We start from the raw sequence: 20,280 nt of genomic DNA on the forward strand, positions 1-20,280 counted from the left end.
AAAGTGAGTGGCCAAAGTGCCACTCACTTGAGCCACAGATTGATTGTCCATCAGAGCTGTACCCTAACCGCAGCGATAGCCATACAATAGCGGTTTATCAGACAGTAAAAGTCGAGCACTCAAGATGAAACAAGCCATTGTCCATATCGCGCTCGTCGTAAGAGATTACGATGAGGCGATTGATTTTTATGTCAATAAACTCAAATTCGAGTTGATTGAAGACAGCTATCAACCCGAACAAGATAAACGTTGGGTCGTGGTAGCCCCACCCAATTCCATTGGCACCGCCTTATTGTTAGCCAAGGCCTCTAAACCGGAGCAAGCACCCTTTATCGGGAATCAGGCTGGCGGCCGGGTGTTTCTGTTCTTAAATACCGATGATTTTTGGCGCGATTATCACTATATGCAGTCCATTGGGATCCGCTTTATTCGTGAGCCGCAGCAGCAGGATTACGGCACCGTTGCCGTGTTCGAGGACCTCTATGGCAACCGTTGGGATTTATTGCAATTGAGCCCTAATCATCCCATGGCCAAAAGATGCCAATAACAGTGTAAAAGACTTAGCCGATAGCCAAGTAAAAACAGAATTAGTGTTAACTAAGTGGCACAGAGAGTACCAGCCAAGTGCTTATCTCATTGAATAAACTATTGAATCAACCACGCAGCTCAATGATAATCAGCTTGGCGATTTAATCGCGTTATTCTTCACTTAGGAGTTGAAATGGATTTCCCTCAGTTTACTTATCACCCTCATCCCCTTGATACTGGCGCCGTGATCGCAAGCGATGCGACCTGCGAATGCTGTGGCCAAGCACGGGGATTTATCTGCAGCTCAGGAATGTATTGCAGGGACAATGTTGAAGCGATTTGCCCTTGGTGCGTTGCCGATGGTAGCGCCGCAGACAAATTTAATGGCCATTTTGTCGACGATTATCCGCTACTCGACGCGGGGCTGGATCTCGCCATCGTGAAGGAAGTGGCAGAAAGAACACCGGGGTATGTCTCATGGCAACAGGAAGTCTGGCAATCCCACTGTAATGATGCCTGCGAGTTTCATGGCGATGCCGAACTCACTGATTTACAAGCCTTGCAAGGCGAAGCATTAGAAGACTTTTTAGCCGAATACCTGCCCAACCATGACCTATGGCAAAAACTCTTATCTAGCTACCAAAAGGGTGGCAACCCGGCCATCTACAAGTTTAAGTGCCGCCACTGCCAGCAAGCGATTTTTACCTTAGATTGCCACTGAGCCAGTTTTATAACTAAAAGTTAACTAGACTCGGTCAATGTAAATCAATTAAGGTCAGTTTGTGGATTAGATAAGGCTAAAGCGAATGGGCCTGCATCAGCGACTCAGGTTGCCTGACGCAGACGCAAACTTTAGCTCATTTAAACAGGGATATGCGCTTCCCGATAAGACTAACGGCTGAACCTTAACCAATAACAATAATGGCTTATCATCAATTTCGGACTCATAAAAAGTGGCCTTGGTTGCTGCTCAGTGTATGGCTACTGGTTACCCAGTGCTTTGCGCTGACCCATTACTCCGAACACAGTCTGGAACATGAACACACCCATTGTATTGTCTGCGATTTTGGCCATGATACCAGTGCAAGTCCGGCATCTATGCCCGTGCTACCGCTGGATTTGCAACACGCCGATCATCGCGCCACTGCCACCTATCAAGCCCCCAGCTTAGCCCACATTCGCCATGTTGATGCGCGCGCTCCTCCCTTTTAGAAAGCAAATTCAAAAACTTAAACATTAATTTTTTGCTTATCTACAAGGAAAGGCACAATGAAACTTGCACTATCTTCAATAGCGCTTGCGGTCGCGAGCGTGTGTTCATCGGCTATGGCCGCAGAGCTTCAAGGCCAAGTCACTGATCAACAAGGTAACGCGCTCGCCAATGCCCGCGTCAGTGTTGACGGTGGTAACAGCACAACTACGGATGCCCAAGGCCAGTATCAACTCAAGGTTGCCGATAATAGTCACCTGCATCTGCATGTGAGTCATGCGAATTTTAAACATAGCGATCAAGAGATTAGCTCAACGACGGCGGTACTTATTCAAGATGTGGCGCTGAGCCAAACCCCGATGGAAAATATCGTGGTAACCGCATCGCCCCTCGCCCGCTCGGCCCTTGAAAGCACCACGCCCATCAGCGTGTTGACCGAGGATCAACTCAAGCTCAATACCGAACCCACCTTGGGCGACACCTTAGAAAAACTCCCCGGTGTACAGGCTTCTCACTTTGGTGCGGGCGCCAGTCGGCCGATTATCCGCGGCATGGGTGGCCCCAGAGTGCAAGTACTTGAAAATGGCCTGTCGGTTGGCGATGCCTCTACCGTATCGGCGGACCATGCCGTGACCTCCGAGGCCGCCTCGGCGCAGCAGATTGAAATTCTTCGCGGTCCGGGCACCCTACTCTATGGCAATGGCGCCATCGGCGGTGTCGTCAATGTGGTCGATACCCGCTATAGCGAAACCCCAGTCGATGAAGTGACTGGGGACTTTGGCGCTCGCTATGACAGCGCCAATAATGGCCAAACCTATAATGGCGAACTCAACGGCGGTAATGGGCAGTTTAACTGGCATCTGGATGGCACCCACAGAAAAACCGAAGATGTCGATATTCCCGGTAATGCCATTGCCGATATGCCGAGCACCCACGGCACCTTAGCCAATAGCCAACTCAAACTCGATGATTACGCCGCAGGTGTTGGCTATACGGGGGATTCGGGTTTTGTTAGCGTCTCCGGCGCGCGCACCGAATCCAACTACGGCATCCCCAGCCGTGGAGAGGCCGATGCCCCCAATATCACCATCGACTTACAAAAAACCGCTTGGCAGTTACATAGCGGGCTACTCGACCCCTTTGCTGGTTTTAGTAAGTTAAAATTCGACGCTGCCTATAGCGATTATCAACACGCCGAGGAAGAAGATGGCGTTGCTGGCACCACTTTTTTCAACAAGCAGAGCGAAGCACGTTTAAGCCTAAACAATCATCCTTGGGGCGAATGGCAAGGCACTCTGGGGCTACATGCGGTGCACCGCGACTTTGCGGTAGAAGGCGACGAAGCCCTCACCCCCGACAGTAAAACAGACACACTCGCCGCCTTTATCGTGCAAGAACGTAAGTTGGGGGATTTTCGCTTTGAACTCGGCGGTCGCCTCGAGCATTACCGCCTCGCGCCCGATAGCATGCAGCTCGACACGCTTAATGGTGAACAAGAGTATCAACCTAATGATTTAACTGATAATAATGTGACGCTGTCGGCAGGCGTAGTGTGGGACTTCGCCCCTTCCTACAATCTGGGCCTATCACTCACCCGCGCCGAACGCTCGGCCACTGCCGAAGAGCTTTACAGCTACGGGCCACACGATGCGACTCAAAGCTTTGAGCTTGGATCGCAATTTAGCCTAGAGAATGGCCAAATCGTTGCCAACAGCGGCAGTAACGATAAGGAAGTCGCCAACAATATCGACCTCACGCTGCGTAAGCTGGACGGCGCATGGACAGGTTCACTCAGCTTCGCCTATAACCGAGTCAATAACTTCTACTATGAGCGCAACACTGGACTGATTGCCTCGGATCTGGTCAACAGCGATGAAGAGGGCGACATGCCGGTTTATCAATATACTCAAGGCGATGCGGATCTTTACTCCATCGAGGCGCAGGCAACGATTCCATTTAATGATCTCTGGTCACTCGGGCTCTTTAGCGATTACACCCGCGGCAAACTCGTTGATGGCGGTAACTTACCGCAAATATCGCCAATGCGTGTCGGCTCGACAGTAAACTTCGATCTGCAGCAGTGGCACGCAGAGTTAGGCGCCATAGGCTATGCCCGCCAAACCGACACCGCCGACAATGAGACCGAAACCGCAGGCTATGCCCTAGTGAACGCAGCTGCCACTTATCGCTGGTATACCTCAAGCGGCGATATTTTGGTTTATCTCAAAGGCACCAACCTGCTTAATCAGGAGGCCCGCCCTCATACTTCCCTACTCAAGGATTATGCGCCGTTAATGGGGCGCAACCTGATGCTGGGCGTCACCTATAACTTCTAGCCCTAGGCCATAAAGCAACAAGCGAAGCCATTTGGCTTCGCTTTTTATTCACTTAACTGCAGGTTATTTCATTAACCACGCGCGGTAGGACTTGCCTTTAATGCGGCCACTGGTGATTTTGCTCAGCGCCTTTTTAGCGACTTTACGATTCACCGCCACATAGGCGCGGTAATCGGTCACAAGGATTTTGCCGACCTGCGAGCCTTCGATACCATTCTCCCCAGTGAGGGCACCGAGGATATCGCCGGGGCGAAGCTTCTCTTTTTTACCGCCATCGATTTGCAGGGTGATCATAGTTGGTGCATTGGGCGCAGTGCCCAGCAAACTTAAAGATGGTAAGGCTTCGCTCTGAATATCGCGCTCTAAGTACTCTTCTAATAACGCAATTTTGTAGCCATCTTGATCGTTAAAGAAGGTAAAAGCCGCGCCCTTACTGCCCGCACGGCCGGTACGGCCAATACGGTGAATATGCACTTCGGTATCATATGCCACATGGTAGTTAAATACCGCGTCCAGTGCGTCGATATCGAGGCCACGGGCAGCCACATCGGTTGCGACCAACACACAGGCACTCTTGTTAGCAAATTGCAGCAGGGTTTCATCCCGGTCACGCTGCTCTAAATCACCGTGCAGGGCGATAACGCTAAAGCCAGCATCGCTCAGTTCATCGGCCACTTTTTGGGTTTCGCGCTTGGTATTACAAAACACCACCGCACTCTCGGGCTTACGATCCAGCAGCAATAATTGCAGCGCCTGCATGCGCGCTTTGTCGTCATCCAAGTGGTAGAAATGCTGCTCAATGGTGCTCTTTTCGTGGGTCACGGCCACTTTCACCATCACAGGGTCGTACATAATTTGCTTGGCAATCGACTGAATCTGCTCGGGGAAGGTTGCACTAAACAGCAAGGTTTGGCGCTCGCGTGGCGACTGCTCGATAATCGCATCGAGCTGAGGTTGGAAGCCCATTTCTAACATACGGTCGGCTTCGTCAAGCACGAGCATATTCAGGTTACTTAGATCTAAACGGTTACGCTCTAAGTGATCGACAATCCGCCCCGGCGTACCAACGATTATGTGGGCGCCATGCTCGAGCGAACCGATTTGCGGCCCCATAGGCACTCCGCCACAGAGGGTGAGCACTTTTACGTTGTGGATACCACGCGCCAGTGTGCGGATCTCCTGCGCTACTTGGTCAGCCAGTTCGCGGGTCGGACACAGCACTAAGGTTTGAATGCGAAAACGCTTCACATCTAACTTGTTCAGCAGACCTAACCCGAAGGCCGCCGTTTTACCCGAACCCGTCTTACCCTGACCAATCACATCCTCGCCCGCTAAAATGGCTGGCAGACTCTGCGCCTGAATTGGCGTCATTTCGTGATAGCCCATAGTGGTAAGGTTCTCAAGCAGTTCGGGTTTTAGCTTAAGAGTCGAGAAAGCCATTGAAGGCTGAGTGTCTGAATTGCTCAAGGCGAATATCCTGTGGTGGGTAACCCGCGCTGGCATAAACTCAGGCAAGTCACTGAAATTGCATAGTGTTACTGATTAAATACGCTTATCGCTTTGGGGCGTTTAGCCATTTCTTTAGGCCTTTATTTCTGGCGGTTAAGCTTTTAACTAAAGCCTTTAAACTAGCTCTTTAAATAAGCCATGCCATTCGCGCAATAAGGCTAAGTTGGCAACTTGCCATGCTCAGTCTTATCCGCACCATCCAAAGCTCGGCTATTGTAGCAATAAAGCGCGCTCTTTTCCTGAAGTCTTTCGCTTAACTATCCAAGCAGGCTTAATTGCCTGCTTTGAAGTCTCTGATAGATAAGAAGCGCGCTAACAAAAAGCCCTGCGTTGGCAGGGCTTAGTGGGTGTGACTTACGGAAAAACAAGCTTTGTAATAGCGGTGTTTTCAAGTCAGGAGTCAAGATTTCACGCAATCGAGACTTAGGCGATACTGCCAAAGCGGCCCTCTTGATAATCGCGAATCGCCTGCTGAATTTCCGCTTGGGTGTTCATCACAAACGGCCCCATTTGGACGATTTTTTCGCGAATCGGTTTACCCACAAACACTAGCATGCCAGCACCGCGTTCATCGGCCTTGAGCTGCAATGGCGTTTGGCTATCGAGCACTAAAAACTGGCCTTCATTGAATGACCACCGTGAACCTTCGCTCTTACTCAAGCCACCTTGGTAAAGATAGAGGGCGGCAAACTCATGCTTGGATAAATCGAGCTGCGCCTCACCATTGGCGTTAATCATCAAGTCGGCAATCGCCGCCTCGCCCGCTAATCCTTGGATGGTGGCACTGATCGCGCTTTTACCCGCAAATGCCCAATCCCCCGCCAAGGCTTTAAGGGTAGCGCCTGTGTCATTCGTGGTTTCAACACTTAGGGTTGAAGCCGTATCCTGATAAGTCGCGGGGCGCAGTTTGTCCTTAGCCGGCATATTGACCCAAATTTGGAAGCCATGCAGACCATTAAGCGCATCGGCCAGCGGCATTTCGGAATGCACCACGCCGTAACCCGTGCTCATCCACTGCACATCGCCAGCACGAATCGCTTTGACGTTGCCCATCTGATCGCGATGCTCAAAGCCACCCTTACGGATGTAGGTAAAGGTCTCCATTCCACGGTGCGGATGCGGTGGAAAGCCACCAATAAAATCCTGTTTATCATCGGATTTAATCTCATCCATCATCAAAAACGGATCAAAATGGGTCGTGATAAAGTCCGCCACACGACGAATATTCACCCCGTCGCCATCCATCGCAGGTTTAGCAGAAAACTGACCTAAGACTTTCATTTTATGCTCCTAACTCGTAAGGCATTAGCCCGTGCACTCACGATCACTTGATGTTAGAAGTGACTGCGTGAAACAGTGGCAATGCTGATGGAGGCAGAATAACAAGGAAATTTGCAAAAGAATAACGCGAAATCACGGTCTAAACATTCGAAAAAATGGAACGGTAGCTTGCTGATACCCACTCATGCAGGCTTGCCATGATGTTCACTCACCGACACGGTGAATGGAAACCTACCTAGGGTTGCTGAACCTATGAACGAGAGCTATGGATGGCGAACTGGCCTTTAAACAAGGATGTTGTTCAAGTCCGTCTGTGGATGCAGGGCCGCCCCGTATGATGTGAATGGATTCACAAATGCCGCGATGGCATGAACGCCAAAAAGCGGCCATGGGGCGGACGGTCGTCTCGCTAATCACCATGGTTCACCTTTTGACATTAGCGGAACCTGTAGATTTAAAAGCCTTACGCAACAGGCTTTGGGACAAAAGCGTGATAGATTCCCAACTCTAATTTTTGAGTTGCAGATTAAAACATCTATGGTGATAACGCTTCAAGAAGGGACGCTGGTTACGTCATCCTGCTTGCTTGACTTGTTAACTGTTACGTACCTTTCGGCTAGCCTTGTAATCACGTTGTAACCCCATGTGCTAATGAAATCGGATTTTTCGATTTCTCTTGCAATGCCTACTACGTTATAACCAGAGCCAATAATTACACCGCCTGTTTCAGTAATGCTTTTTATATGTGCGGCTCCAGTTTCGATGATGTTAGCACCTTTGATTTGGTTTAATGTTGGCGGTGCCTCGCCAAACCAATCTAACAGGCCCACAAAGAACAAACGTGTATCGGTTTTACCTTGACGCAATAATTTAGCTAGTACCACGCCGCAGCCAAAACCACCTTGTTCAAGAGGCACAGCCCAAAACCGTCCTTGCTCAAGGTAGCTTGTTGATTTTGGTTTGAGTGGATATTCGATACTCATTGTTTTGTACTGTTAACGCCGCCATATGAGGCGCACAAATGCTTGGCTAAACTTAGCGACGAAGGAACGCAAGCCAAGCGTTTTGCGTCCAACTACCATAATGGCCTTGTTATAAATCGATTACTCTAAGCCAACCCTTAATATTTTTCCGTTTTTAAGTACGACTCTTAAACCATGCTCTACATCGAAGGTACACTCATACTCTAAATGAAGTTCTCCACCTTCATCTTCAGGAAACATGAACACTCCTGGTTCGGTGACATAGTTCCACACTTGATTAGGTGCGGATAGCTTTGGCATTAGCTCGTCGGCATACTCCCCTAAACCAAGATGATAATCAGGTAAGACTCTCTGGTAATATTGGAAAATTGCTTCCTCAATTTTAGGGAACTCAAGTTCGATATTATTGTAAAGCCAGTTGATAGAATCTTTATGCGACTGCTCTATTTCACCAGAACCAGATAACCCTATAGTAAACAAAACACTTTCACCTAAAACAGGAAAAGATATTTCCCCCTCCAAATCGTGTCCCGTTAATTCTAATTGATCAATTATTTTTTCGGCTACTTCCATATTTACCTAGATTTATAACGCCTAAATTTAGCGAGGAAAGCCACGCAGCGGGTTGACGTCGCAGCCAGCGCTTTTTGCTGGCGATAACATTTATTTGTTATATCGTTTTTTAAAGGTTTCATAATCTTTGCCCGGCAAAGATATGACGTTTTTAACTAAATATCTTTCGCTTCCATATGTGATGCTGACATCCACAGAAACAGATCTTTGCTTGCTAACTTCAATATCTGAACGATTAAACCCTTTTATTTCAGAACTTTTCATTTCGACACATGAAAAAGCTAACTTTTCAGAGTTCTCGTAAATATCTAGGCAAACTTCAGATATTTTGTCTCCGTTGGCATCGACTTCCGGATAAACAAAAAAGATCCAGCCATCGTTCCAAGAGTCACTTTTGCCAACTATTAAACGATGAAATCCTAATTTTTCGGCTTCTTCAGCCCCAATAGTCTTCTCAGAAAAAGAAACTGAAGTAGCAGTGCAATAGCATGCCCATATGGCGCAAAGAAAAAAATCAGAGTTTTACGCATACATCACCAGCGATATAACGACTTAGTATTTATGCGCTGCGCTGTTTGCAGAGCATAAATCGCTTGTTCACTAAATCTCAAATATGGCCGCAGCCAAATCCATGTCAATTGGTATAAATGATGCTATAGGAATTTGCTTTTTGGCGGTAGCGATTTTTCATAAAGTTTGATGGGTAATTAATTGATATCGCTTTATCTTTCCCATTCTTTCACGCTTATTTTTTGCAGATGAATCGCTTTCTAACGACTCAAAACTCCAAGGAATACACCTCCCCTCGGAGTTACCGCAGGGCGAATAGACAAATTGCGTGAGTCTCGCCATGGATGGCGAGCTAGCTTTCGCAGGTGCAGGGACGCATCCTTCGGAAGCGATAGCAAATTTGTCAATGAGCACAAGGGGCTTTCAACTCCGTTGGGGGCGTCTTGGAGCATCCAAGGAGGATAGGACGAGCATTCCTCCTTGGTCGGGTGTGGGGTGAAGCCCCACGACTTTGATTTTGATTAACGCATGGAAGCTACAAAAGGAAGATATGCATAACTTCTAAGTCGAACCATCAACTTTTCTATAGGCAGAGCTTTACTTGTCCAATTCCCTTTTTGAACTGCAAAACACACTTTTGGGATCAGCTTTTAATCGTTACTTAGCAAAAAACACGCATATAAAAGTGCTACTAGTCAGGCTTAAACACCCCAATCACGGCACCTGTGGCTTTTTCGGTGACTTTCACATCGGTTTGTTGTTCGCGGTAATCACAGTCGGTGCATTCTACGGTTTCGATACCGTTTTCTTTAAACAGCAGAATGCTGTCCTTGGCGCCACATTTTGGGCATTTTGCGCCAGCTACGAAGCGCTTTTTGATTTTGGTTGTCATGCTAATACCTTTATGCACTGACCAGCTCAGTTGGATCAGAAGATGACTCCGCTTCGCTTGAGAAAACCCAAAGCGTGAGCCTGAAATTGGCCGCTATTTTGCCACAGTGCCCAGCTATTGCCAGCCTTTAAACCAAGTTGTGATGCCATAAGATATGAGCAGGCGTTAGCATCTTGCGGGATTCACTCAAGAAGGATTTGCCAAATCGGTCGTACACTCGCTTTGTCACTCATCATAAAATCGCCTTAAAAGCCGCCACCACATTCGCCCAAAAGATGCTGTAAAAAGTGTAAGAAATCCTCAGCAACTCGGCCTAAGTTGTGGTTTGCCATCGGCTTGTACGTTATCATCACTGCCTTACTCATTCATGATATGACCAAGTTGTAGTTAATGATCAGCATCAACCAAGCGCAATTAATCCGTGGCAGCAAAACCCTGCTCGACGAAGCCTCTTTGACCATCTATCCCGGCCATAAGGTCGGCCTAGTCGGCGCCAATGGCACGGGTAAGTCCTCACTGCTGGCATTAATTATGGGTCACCTAAGCTTAGACAAAGGCGAGTTTAGTATGCCTTCGGGTTGGCAAATCGCCACCGTAGCCCAAGAAACACCCGCGTTGGAAGTCTCTGCACTTGAGTATGTACTTGATGGTGATAAAGAATATCGCCAGCTTGAGGCCGATTTGCATATCGCGCAAGAACACAATGATGGCCATGCCATTGCCACCTTGCACGGAAAAATCGATGCCATTGGCGGCTACGCCATTCGCGCCCGCGCAGGTGCCTTGCTGGCAGGTTTAGGCTTTAGCGAAGCCGAGCAAAATAACCCAGTGAAAAGCTTTTCGGGGGGCTGGCGGATGCGCCTCAACCTTGCCCAAGCGTTGCTGTGCCGCTCCGACTTACTGCTGCTCGACGAACCGACCAACCACTTAGACTTAGATACCATGTACTGGCTCGAAGGGTGGATTAAGTCCTATCAAGGCACGCTGATTTTAATCAGCCACGATAGGGATTTTATCGATGAGATTGTCGATGAAATCGTCCATGTCGAGAATCAAAAACTCAATTATTACAAAGGTAACTACAGTGCCTTTGAGCGCATCCGTGCCGAACGTATGGCGCAGCAACAGGTCGCCTATGAGCGCCAGCAAAAAGAACGTGCGCATATGCAGTCCTTCGTCGACCGCTTCCGCTACAAGGCCAGTAAAGCCAAGCAAGCGCAGAGCCGCTTAAAGGCGCTGGAAAGAATGACTGAACTGTTGCCATCCCAGGCCGATAGCCCGTTTTATATGGAGTTTCGCCCACCTGAAGCCCTGCCCAATCCATTGATTAAAATGGAACAAGTGGCAGTGGGCTATGGCGACAAGCAAATTCTCAGCAAAGTGCATTTGAACTTAGTCCCCGGCGCCCGTATTGGCCTCTTAGGGCGCAACGGCGCGGGTAAATCGACATTAATCAAACTGTTATCGGGACAACTGTCACCGATGACCGGATTGTATGAGCCAAATCCCGGCCTGAATATCGGATACTTTGCCCAGCACCAAATCGAATTTTTACGCCTAGACGATACGCCGCTGCAACATCTGGTGCGCCTAGCGCCAAATGCCCGTGAGCAGGAGTTACGTAACTTCCTCGGTGGTTTTGGCTTCCATGGCGATATGGCGCTCTCGCCGGTTCGTCCCTTCTCGGGTGGCGAGAAAGCGCGTTTAGTATTGGCCTTATTAGTGTGGCAGCGTCCTAACCTATTACTGCTCGACGAACCGACCAACCACTTAGATCTAGAGATGCGCCATGCGCTTACCATGGCATTGCAAACCTTTGAAGGCGCAATGGTTATTGTATCGCACGACCGTCACTTGCTGCGCTTAACCTGTAGCGATTACTATCTGGTTGATCAAGGCCAAGTGCAGGCCTTCGATGGCGATTTAGAGGATTACCACCAATGGTTACTCGATGCCGCTAAGGCCGCTAGTGCAAATTCCACCGCAAATGGTGACGATGCCAAGCCCGCCGTCGATAAGAAACAGCAAAAGCGGTTAGAGGCAGAGCTGCGCCAAAAGGTGTCACCACTTAAACGCAAGCAGGCGAAGCTTGAAACCGATCAGCAAAAGCTCAGTGAGCGTCTCGCCGAGTTGGAGCATATACTGGCCGATAGCGAATTATATGATCAAGACAACAAAGCCAAGCTAACTTCGGTACTCAGTGAGCGTACCAGCTTGACACAAGCGCTAGAAGAAAGTGAAATGCAATGGCTTGAGTTACAAGAAGAAATAGATGCAATGGAACTTGAGCTAATGGGGCAGTAATTGCCCTCTATCGCCTAACATACAAGGAAGCCGTATGTCGGATGCAACCCCGCTAGACAGCCAAATTTGGCATTGGTGTGACATGAGCTACGGGCAAAATAAGCAACTTTGCCTTGAGCTACAGGATAACAATCAAGTGAACGTGAATTTACTATTGCTGGCGCAATATTTAGATCTTACGCTTGATGTGGCGGGTCCGCGACAGTATACGACCGAACAATGGCAACAGCTGGTGAATGCTGTTTGGGAGTGGGACGAAAAGTTTCTTACCCCCTATCGCCGTTTGCGCCGTCTCGCCAAGGCCAGCCTGAATGAAGAAGAATACCAGCAAATGCTCGATGTTGAGCTGATGATGGAACGTAAGGCGCAGCGCACAATTTTAAATGCCGTCAATGGATTATTGCCAACTGGCGTACAAACCAACCTGGTGAGTTACCTAACCCTGTTTGGCCTATCCGCAGCCGATGTAAATTCGCTAAATTTTATCGCGCCTTAATAGACCAAACGTTAGCTTACTTAGTCCGAGCCTGAGGATAACGCACGCAATTATCCTCAATCTTGAGCCAACTTGGTTGCTCATCGGTGTAAATATGGTAATTAGGCTGCACCAGTTCAGGATCATCTAAGCTTACAATCGTCAGGGTGAGATAGTCGGGATATTCAGTGTGCCTGTAGGTCAGCGAGCAGCCGCAGTGGGCACAAAAACCGCGTCTCACACACTCTGATGAAGCAAACTCAGTCACTTTGCCCTTAAGCCAAGTTACCTGATGCAGTTTAAAGTCCATCCAGGCGCCAAATACGGCCCCAATGCTTTTTTGGCACATGCGACAATGGCAATAATCGGCGTCGAAGGGCTTGCCCTCAATCCGATAACGAATCGCCCCACATAAACAGCCGCCCTCCAAGGATGCTATAGATTGCATACAGACTCCACGCTATTGCGGCTCTCGGCCATCGGTCAGCTTTTGCGCCAACGCTGTGGCATTGCGCGCGGTAATGCCATAAATCGACAGCTGCGGATTTGCCCCGAGGCTGGTCGGGAAGATAGAACCGTCCATCACCGACAGATTATCCAGATAATGTGACTGACCATAGCTATTCACCATAGAGAGCTTTTCATCCTCGCCAAAGGGGCAGCCGCCCATCACGTGCGCCGAGGCGACGATGGTCCGCAGCGGCGCTAAATCCATTTGCGCAATGCTCTCTTTCGCCTCCTTCCATGACGACAGATAAGGCATACCATCACTGATGGGCAGTACTTTTAATGCCCCCGCCGAGAATTGCAATTCGGCCATGCTGGCATACGCCCGCCGCGCCGCACGCCAAAAGGCCTCGGTGAGCGGATAATCCAAGGCAAAGCCCGTCGAGGTGAGATGCACTTGCCCACCTTGGCTATCGGGATGATAACCATCGCGGATCAAGGCGATAGTGACCTGTAGCTGATTAAATTGCGCCATCAATTCGGCGTGGCTCACGCCGTAACCTAAGGTTTTAGAGGCGATCAAAATCGGATGCACCGGCGGCACCTCAAGCTTGTAACCTAACTCGCCATCGGAACCGTTTTTCCAAACGAATTCATCGGAATAGATAGATTGTGGCGCACCGCTGTGGGCATTAATCGCATCGGCAAAGATGCCACCCGAGAGCACAGTGGGATGTAAAAAGGTTCGTTTGCCCAACAGCTGATAGGGATCGGGCACCTCGGAGCGCATCATTAAGGTCGGCGTGTGGATAGCACCAGCACTTAAAATATAGTGTTTGGCTTTGAATAACAGCTCGACCGACGTCGGCCGTAAATTAACATCGAGCGCCTGCGCCTTGAGGGCAAACACTTGGCCATTATGGTGTTCAATCTTAACGACTTTGGCACGGCTAAAAAGCTGTGCGCCCTTCTCTAATGCGGTCGGGATAGTCGTGACTAACATCGACTGCTTGGCATTAACTGGGCACCCCATGCCGCAATAACCAGTATTCCAGCAGCCCGCCACGTTACGCTTAATGACGGTGTAATCCCAACCTAGATTGATGCAGCCTTGCTTGAGTGCGCCATTATTGCGGTTAGGTTCATAATTCCATTCGTGAATATTAAGCCGCTGCTCCATCTGCTCGAACCAAGGGGCCAGAGCGTCGGGGTCGAGACCCGCAACGGATTTATGCTGCGCCCAAAAGGCTAAGGCTTCCTTCGGAGTACGAATCGAGGTGGTCCAATTGATGGTGGTCGAGCCGCCCACGGCGCGACCTTGAAAAATACCAATCGCCTTATCGGCGGTTTTCATCGCGGCCGCCTGTTGATACAAATTAGGGTACGCGACCCGCTCCTCCATATTAAAGTCGCTAGAGGATTTAAGCGGCCCCGCTTCAATCATGATCACACTAAGCCCCGCTTGGCTAAGGATCTCCGCCGCCACACCGCCGCCTGCGCCCGTACCCACAATTACCACATCGGCTTCAAATTGCTGGTTCTCTCGCAGTTGACTGGCGTCGGTATGTAACCAACCGGAATTTAAGCCTGTCACTATGGGATCTATGATTGCCACTTGGAATACTCCATTCTTACATTATTGTTATTATTATAAATTCAGCTTATTTGAACAATTCAGGCTTGGCGTAGTGAAGTCGGCTCCAATGCTCGGGACAGGCGTAATAACTGGCCATCACTAATTCCCGCAGGCCTAAATAAGCCGTTTGCAATAACGCAAAGTAACTGTGGCGCCAGGTTTCCAACATTTGTGTTAAGTCGCTGGGTGAACGCATCAAGAGTGGCGTCATACTTGAGGTTAGCAGCAGTAAGCCGAGACGATTTTCCAGCATATCCAGCAGTTCGAACAGCTCTGCCTGCTGCTCGTCGGGTAAGACATCAATCGAATGCTTAATGGCATCTAAGGTACGATTTTGCGCCGCCAGCTTATGGGTTGCCACATCGGGCAAGGCCCCATCGAGCATCACAGGTAACAACACTCCGAATAACAAACGATAGTCTTTTCCTTCGCCTTCATCGGGGAGGCTGAATTCGGGAGAGTAGAGATTTACCCCCAAGGCAATCGCCGCCGTACCGGCAAACGCGCCCAGTAAAAAGGTACGTCTATTCATCTATGTCTCCCCAAGACGCTAAGTGTTAAATTATTGTGCTACAATGACCGCGAATCTAAATTAAACACACGTTTTAATTTTCAGCAATAGTTGATATCAAGATAAGATCCCATGCCAAACGTTTTTAATCCGCCTTGGTGGGCCAAAAGTCCCCATGTACAAACTATTCTGCCCGTTTTCACTAAAGTGGCCAAACCTGTGCTTGAGCGACAACGACTCGAGCTTCCCGACGGCGATTTTATCGATTTAGATTGGCAAGCAAAGCCCCAAGTCGGCAAACCCATTGTGGTCATCATTCATGGGTTAGAGGGCAGTGCCCAGTCCCATTATGCCAGACGCATTCTGCAAGCCTGTAAAGAGCAAGGATTAGCGGCTGTGGTTCACCACCACAGAAGCTGCTCAGGGGAAACCAATCGCCTCGCCCGTAGCTACCACAGTGGCGATACCGACGACCTGCAGTTTAGCCTAAGCCAGCTACAACAAACGTACCCGCAATCACCTTTATTAGCAGTGGGTTACAGCTTAGGCGGCAATGTGCTGACCAAATATCAAGGCGAATATCAAGAGCATAGCCTGTTGAGTCGCGCCGTGGTTGTGTCGGCGCCGCTGCAATTATCGGCCTGTGCCAAACGCTTAGAAAATGGTTTTTCCAAGGTTTATCAAAGCCATTTAATCAAACAGTTACAACATAAGGTCAATCAAAAGCTTGCTGACCCCGATCTTGCAGGCGTGATGGCATTGAGCCCTATGCAAGTTGCTAATCTCAATACTTTTTATGACTTTGACGATAAAGTCACCGCACCACTCCATGGATTTTTGGGCGTTGAAGATTACTACGCCCGCGCCAGTGGTCTCCCCTTTATCAAGTGCATCACTAAGCCAACGCTGATATTACACGCCAAGGACGATCCCTTTATGACGGATGCTGTTATCCCACATCCCAACCAGCTTTCCGAGCATGTGGAATATGAGTTACACGCCCATGGCGGCCATGTCGGTTTTATTGAGGGCGGTACACCTTGGAAGCCGCTCTATTATCTAGAGCGGCGCATTTTAGACTTTTTACTCGCCAATGATGCTTCATCGGCACCTTAAGGAACCCTAATGCTTATCCCCTACGATGCTTTACTCCAGCTTCCCAAAGAGACGTTAGCCAATTTGATCCGCGAATATCTGTTAGGCCAAGTGGAGGATGGTAGTTTTACTAGCCTAGATGAGCAAGAACTATCAGCCGCAATAGTGCAATGCCAACAAGCACTTAAACAAGGCAAACTCGTCTTGGAATACAGCGAGGACGATGAATCCTTTGCCATTCGCCACGCCGACCAAGTGGCAAAACGGCAAGATTGACCACCAGTATCCCTGTGCCGTATAAATAGCTTATACGGTTTATCGCTCCCAATGAGCGGCTCTTTAGGTTCCTAGCTAGGTAGAAAAAATGTCAGCAAAACATCCGATTATTGCAGTTACAGGCTCATCCGGCGCAGGAACCACCACAACTACAACCGCCTTTAGCCATATCTTTCGCCAGCTAGGGATTAATGCCGCCTTTGTTGAAGGCGATAGTTTTCATCACTATACCCGCGCAGAGATGGAAGTGATGATCCGTAAATCCCAGGCTGAGAATCGCAATCTGAGTTACTTTGGCCCCGAGGCCAATAACTTTGCCCGCCTAGAGCAATGCTTTCGCGATTACGGCGCCACGGGCCAAGGCGAAACCCGCAGCTATTTACATACCTTCGATGAGGCTGTGCCTTTTAACCAAATGCCGGGCACCTTCACTCAATGGCGTCCACTGCCTGAAAACACCGATATGTTGTATTACGAAGGCTTACATGGTGGCGTAGTCACGGGCGATGCCAACGTGGCCCAGCATGTGGATTTACTGATCGGCATGGTGCCTATCGTTAACTTAGAGTGGATCCAAAAGATCATTCGTGACACCTCGGAGCGAGGTCATAGCCGCGAAAAAGTCATGGGCTCAATCGTGCGCAGCATGGACGATTATATTAAGCATATGACGCCACAGTTTTCCCGTACCCATATCAACTTCCAACGGGTGCCGACGGTAGATACCTCTAACCCTTTTAGCGCCAAAGATATTCCAAGCCTAGATGAAAGCTTTGTGGTGATCCGTTTTCGCGGCATCAACAACGTCGACTTCCCCTATTATTTGAGCATGATCCAAGGCTCCTTTATGTCACGGGTCAACACTTTAGTGGTGCCGGGCGGCAAAATGTCCCTCGCAATGGAGCTGATCCTCACACCCTTGATTAAAGATTTAATGGAAAAACGCCAGCAGCTTAATAGCCCGCAGGCGAACTGAGATAGAGTTAACGTTTGACTAAAGGCTAATGAAATAAAGCCTTTTTGAGCAATAGATTAAGCTTGATTTAAGCCATTGAAGTTAATCTTGTTGGCATCGGGATTTCAGGCGAAAGAACGATAGTTGGCATACTCTTGGGAGTTAATTCCCCCATCTTGATCTGTTGATTCCCTTGGGTGTGCCAACAACCCTTCAAAACAAGTATTAGAAGTGAATTCCACATCCACGCTTGATCTATCTTGATCTGTTGATTCCCTTGGGTGTGCCAACAACCCCATCTTGCGTTAAGTCTTAGCTGTTAATTCCACATCCACGCTTGATCTGTTGATTCCCTTGAGTATGTCAGCAACCCCATATTGCGTTAAGTCTTAGCAGTTAATTCCACCTAAATGCTTGATCTGTTGATTCCCTCAAGTATGTCAGCAACCCCATCAAAGCTTTTAGTCGTAGTAGTTAATTCCACATCCATGCTTGATCTATTGATTCCCTTGGGTGTGCCAGCAACCCATCTTGCATTAAGTCTAAGCAGTTCATTCAACTTCAATAATCCTTCGAAGCTTTATCACCCCAGATTTTCAATCTGTGCCCAGTTAACTGCGAGCTGTTAAGCGCCCTAAGTTTTTGTACATCACTCGACAATCCAAGGCGATACCGCGGGGTGAGCAATAGACGGCGTCTTCCTCTAGGCCTTCACCACCAAAACCACAGCGGCGATAAAATTCGACCGCATTTAAGGTCGACTCTAATCGCAATTGGGCAAGGCCGAGATTAAACGCTTTTGTTTCAATAAATTGCAGTAACGACTTACCAACACCTAAGCCCATCGCCTCGGGAGAGACAAACAGCGCCTCAACTTGAGCATAGGGTTCATCCAACATGATGGTGCCCACCACAGCCGGTTCTTGGGTTGTTTCATTAAGGATTTCAGCCACATAAAAATGTGCGCCCACCATACGACGAAAAGATTCAGTCAATTCACCCTGAGTCCAAATCTGTAAGTCATCTTGAGAATAAAATCCGGCGCAGCCTTTATTAATCGCCGCATTGCGGATATCCCAGCAGGCCTTGGCATCTAATTGCGTCGCCTTACGTATCCTTAGCATAGTCATCCCGATAAATTGCCCTAGCCCTAGCTATGGCCATAACCATAGCCAACCGCTAATACGCTGAATCATAAAATAAACATATAAAGACTCATACTGCCCACCCTTTAATTTTATGCAATAAAAAACCGCCCGAAGGCGGTTTTAATACAATAAGAAGCGCTACTCGCAAGCTAAGCCGCAAAGGCAAGCTGCAGTCGCAAAGGCAAACTTAGCCTTTAATCAGCTCGCTGATGGTCAGCACGCCGTGGGTAGTCGCGCCAGCGCCCCATAGTGCAGAAGCCGAATCTTCGAAGGCAGCCGCTAAATCCACGTGTAACCACTTGGCTTCTGGCGAAACGAAACGCCACAGGAAGCCCGCCGCATTAGAAGCGCCGCCAGCACCACCACCTTTCACAGGGCGGCTGTTTGCGGTGTCAGCATAGGCCGATGGACACATGTCCTTGTGCCAAGGATCCAGTGGCAATGGCCATACACGCTCGGCCACTGTCGAGGCTTTTTGCTGCGCCAGTTGTAACACTTCAGTCTGTGGCGAGAAAATCGCGTTGTAGTTAGAGCCCACCGCCATCACAGCTGCGCCAGTTAAGGTTGCCGCGTCGATAATAAAAGGAGCACCCGTCGCAGAAGCCGCTTGCAGGCCATCGGCCAGCACTAAGCGCCCTTCGGCATCGGTGTTAACCACTTCAACTGTCACGCCATTTTTGTAGGTGAGGATATCACCCAGCTTATAGGCACGGCCGCTGATCAGGTTTTCAGCGCAGCAGAGAAATAACTTAACGCGTTTGTTCAGACCCGATTTAATCGCTAAACCTAAAGCGGCCGTCACGGTGGCGGCGCCGCCCATATCGCACTTCATACCCAGCATGCCTTCAGAGGCTTTAATGCTGTAACCGCCAGAGTCGAAGGTAATCCCTTTACCCACTAAGGCAACAGATACAGGGGCATCGGCTGACAGCGGGTTAAAGTCTAGCTCTAACATCGCTGGTGGACGCTCACTGCCACGGCCTACGGCATGGATCCCAATCCACTGCTCTTCTAATAATGCTTCGCCTTCAATAATACGGTAGCTCACCTTAGCGCCACCGAGTTCGGCTAACCATTTGGCCGCTTGCTGCGCCAGTTTCACCGGAGACAGATTTTCAGGAGTATCATTGATCAGTTGGCGGGCAAATGTCGCCACTTCTAAGCGACGTTGTAACTCGGCTTGTACTGCGTCATCGCCACGCCATTGGATCTTGTAACCGGGTTTGGCTGTGGCAAAACCTTGGGCGAAAACCCATTGGCTATTCAGATCCCAAAGAGATCCTGCTAGGGCGACAGTGCTGATCCCTTGATTGCGTAACTTACGCGCCGCCATTTGAATTTGGCGCAGCTCATCGCCACCACCTAAGTGGACTAATGCGCCTTCGGCATTGAAGGTCACATCGGCTTTGCCCCAATGGACGGCAGGGGTATCTTTGGTTAACTCAACTCTCATCACTTCAGTCACTTTAAGTTCACTCATGAGGGGTCCTTATTTTAATTTGTTCTTGCGCTTATCCCCATGCAAGTTGAGGTGAGAGGTCCTGCATCCTCAGGCTTTTGGGGTATACAAAGTACAACGGGGTTGGCGGCAGTTTACTGCTAGCAGGCAAG

The 20,280-nt window shown here is 49.1% G+C and carries 20 protein-coding genes; 9 read left to right on the forward strand and 11 right to left on the reverse strand.

What is annotated here, in order from left to right; translation table 11 throughout:
- Positions 1-124: 124 nt before the first annotated feature.
- The 4 genes from N7386_RS17520 (at position 125) to N7386_RS17535 (ending at position 4,074) form a co-directional block, all read left to right on the forward strand.
- On the forward strand, positions 125-547 hold the full coding sequence (locus tag N7386_RS17520; protein WP_279770013.1) for a VOC family protein: 423 nt from the start codon (positions 125-127) through the stop codon (positions 545-547).
- Positions 548-721: 174 nt separating this feature from the next.
- Positions 722-1,249 carry a CbrC family protein gene (locus N7386_RS17525; protein ID WP_109286538.1) on the forward strand — a complete coding sequence of 176 codons (528 nt, stop codon included), beginning with the start codon at positions 722-724 and terminating at the stop codon, positions 1,247-1,249.
- 242 nt (positions 1,250-1,491) lie between these two features.
- Entirely contained in the window at positions 1,492-1,740 is a 249-nt protein-coding gene (locus tag N7386_RS17530) for a hypothetical protein (RefSeq protein WP_279770016.1), read from the forward strand.
- Between the two features lie 57 nt (positions 1,741-1,797).
- Complete coding sequence (locus N7386_RS17535) at positions 1,798-4,074, forward strand: TonB-dependent receptor (protein ID WP_279770018.1); 2,277 nt, start codon at positions 1,798-1,800, stop codon at positions 4,072-4,074.
- A gap of 63 nt (positions 4,075-4,137) precedes the next feature.
- Here the strand turns inward: N7386_RS17535 and dbpA are convergent, their stop codons facing one another.
- The 6 genes from dbpA to N7386_RS17565 form a co-directional block, all read right to left on the reverse strand.
- Entirely contained in the window at positions 4,138-5,514 is a 1,377-nt protein-coding gene (dbpA, locus tag N7386_RS17540) for an ATP-dependent RNA helicase DbpA (RefSeq protein WP_089067035.1), read from the reverse strand.
- A 492-nt stretch (positions 5,515-6,006) separates the two neighbouring features.
- Positions 6,007-6,864 carry a pirin family protein gene (locus tag N7386_RS17545; protein ID WP_279770020.1) on the reverse strand — a complete coding sequence of 286 codons (858 nt, stop codon included), beginning with the start codon at positions 6,862-6,864 and terminating at the stop codon, positions 6,007-6,009.
- Between the two features lie 551 nt (positions 6,865-7,415).
- Complete coding sequence (locus N7386_RS17550; protein ID WP_279770021.1) at positions 7,416-7,847, reverse strand: Imm26 family immunity protein; 432 nt, start codon at positions 7,845-7,847, stop codon at positions 7,416-7,418.
- A 120-nt stretch (positions 7,848-7,967) separates the two neighbouring features.
- On the reverse strand, positions 7,968-8,420 hold the full coding sequence (locus N7386_RS17555; protein ID WP_011627140.1) for a hypothetical protein: 453 nt from the start codon (positions 8,418-8,420) through the stop codon (positions 7,968-7,970).
- A 90-nt stretch (positions 8,421-8,510) separates the two neighbouring features.
- Complete coding sequence (locus N7386_RS17560) at positions 8,511-8,684, reverse strand: hypothetical protein (RefSeq protein ID WP_248967556.1); 174 nt, start codon at positions 8,682-8,684, stop codon at positions 8,511-8,513.
- Between the two features lie 937 nt (positions 8,685-9,621).
- Positions 9,622-9,822 carry a YheV family putative zinc ribbon protein gene (locus N7386_RS17565; protein ID WP_011621538.1) on the reverse strand — a complete coding sequence of 67 codons (201 nt, stop codon included), beginning with the start codon at positions 9,820-9,822 and terminating at the stop codon, positions 9,622-9,624.
- Between the two features lie 390 nt (positions 9,823-10,212).
- Here N7386_RS17565 and N7386_RS17570 point away from each other — a divergent pair, with 390 nt between their 5' ends.
- Together N7386_RS17570 and N7386_RS17575 are read left to right on the forward strand one after the other, a co-directional pair.
- The gene (locus tag N7386_RS17570; RefSeq protein ID WP_279770027.1) at positions 10,213-12,126 is read left to right on the forward strand and encodes an ABC transporter ATP-binding protein; all 1,914 of its coding nucleotides are present in this window, start codon (positions 10,213-10,215) and stop codon (positions 12,124-12,126) included.
- A 34-nt stretch (positions 12,127-12,160) separates the two neighbouring features.
- Positions 12,161-12,622 (forward strand): DUF2390 domain-containing protein, encoded by a 462-nt coding sequence (locus tag N7386_RS17575; protein WP_279770029.1) that lies wholly within the window; start codon positions 12,161-12,163, stop codon positions 12,620-12,622.
- A 16-nt stretch (positions 12,623-12,638) separates the two neighbouring features.
- Here N7386_RS17575 and N7386_RS17580 read toward each other — a convergent pair whose 3' ends face one another.
- The 3 genes from N7386_RS17580 to N7386_RS17590 are packed head-to-tail and all read right to left on the reverse strand — an operon-like array spanning position 12,639 to position 15,216.
- Positions 12,639-13,049 carry a GFA family protein gene (locus N7386_RS17580; protein WP_279770031.1) on the reverse strand — a complete coding sequence of 137 codons (411 nt, stop codon included), beginning with the start codon at positions 13,047-13,049 and terminating at the stop codon, positions 12,639-12,641.
- A gap of 12 nt (positions 13,050-13,061) precedes the next feature.
- Positions 13,062-14,663, reverse strand: coding sequence for a GMC family oxidoreductase (locus N7386_RS17585; RefSeq protein WP_279770033.1), 1,602 nt, complete (start codon positions 14,661-14,663; stop codon positions 13,062-13,064).
- A 46-nt stretch (positions 14,664-14,709) separates the two neighbouring features.
- The gene (locus N7386_RS17590; RefSeq protein WP_089067027.1) at positions 14,710-15,216 is read right to left on the reverse strand and encodes a TAT leader-containing periplasmic protein; all 507 of its coding nucleotides are present in this window, start codon (positions 15,214-15,216) and stop codon (positions 14,710-14,712) included.
- Between the two features lie 111 nt (positions 15,217-15,327).
- Here N7386_RS17590 and N7386_RS17595 point away from each other — a divergent pair, with 111 nt between their 5' ends.
- The 3 genes from N7386_RS17595 to N7386_RS17605 all read left to right on the forward strand — a co-directional run bounded on the left by N7386_RS17595 (position 15,328) and on the right by N7386_RS17605 (position 17,542).
- Positions 15,328-16,311 (forward strand): hydrolase, encoded by a 984-nt coding sequence (locus N7386_RS17595; RefSeq protein ID WP_089067026.1) that lies wholly within the window; start codon positions 15,328-15,330, stop codon positions 16,309-16,311.
- A gap of 9 nt (positions 16,312-16,320) precedes the next feature.
- Complete coding sequence (locus N7386_RS17600; protein WP_011621531.1) at positions 16,321-16,566, forward strand: YheU family protein; 246 nt, start codon at positions 16,321-16,323, stop codon at positions 16,564-16,566.
- Positions 16,567-16,654: 88 nt separating this feature from the next.
- A complete protein-coding gene (locus N7386_RS17605) occupies positions 16,655-17,542 on the forward strand; it encodes a phosphoribulokinase (RefSeq protein ID WP_011071167.1) in 888 nt (295 codons plus the stop codon).
- 590 nt (positions 17,543-18,132) lie between these two features.
- On the opposite strand, the gene N7386_RS17610 is transcribed toward N7386_RS17605, so the two are convergent.
- Both N7386_RS17610 and pepB read right to left on the reverse strand, forming a co-directional pair.
- Entirely contained in the window at positions 18,133-18,645 is a 513-nt protein-coding gene (locus N7386_RS17610; protein ID WP_089068892.1) for a GNAT family N-acetyltransferase, read from the reverse strand.
- A gap of 211 nt (positions 18,646-18,856) precedes the next feature.
- Positions 18,857-20,149, reverse strand: a complete 1,293-nt coding sequence (gene pepB, locus N7386_RS17615) for an aminopeptidase PepB (RefSeq protein ID WP_279770036.1) — start codon at positions 20,147-20,149, stop codon at positions 18,857-18,859.
- Positions 20,150-20,280: the final 131 nt, after the last annotated feature.

This window comes from Shewanella sp. GD04112 (genome assembly GCF_029835735.1).
In the GTDB taxonomy this organism is placed as follows: domain Bacteria; phylum Pseudomonadota; class Gammaproteobacteria; order Enterobacterales; family Shewanellaceae; genus Shewanella.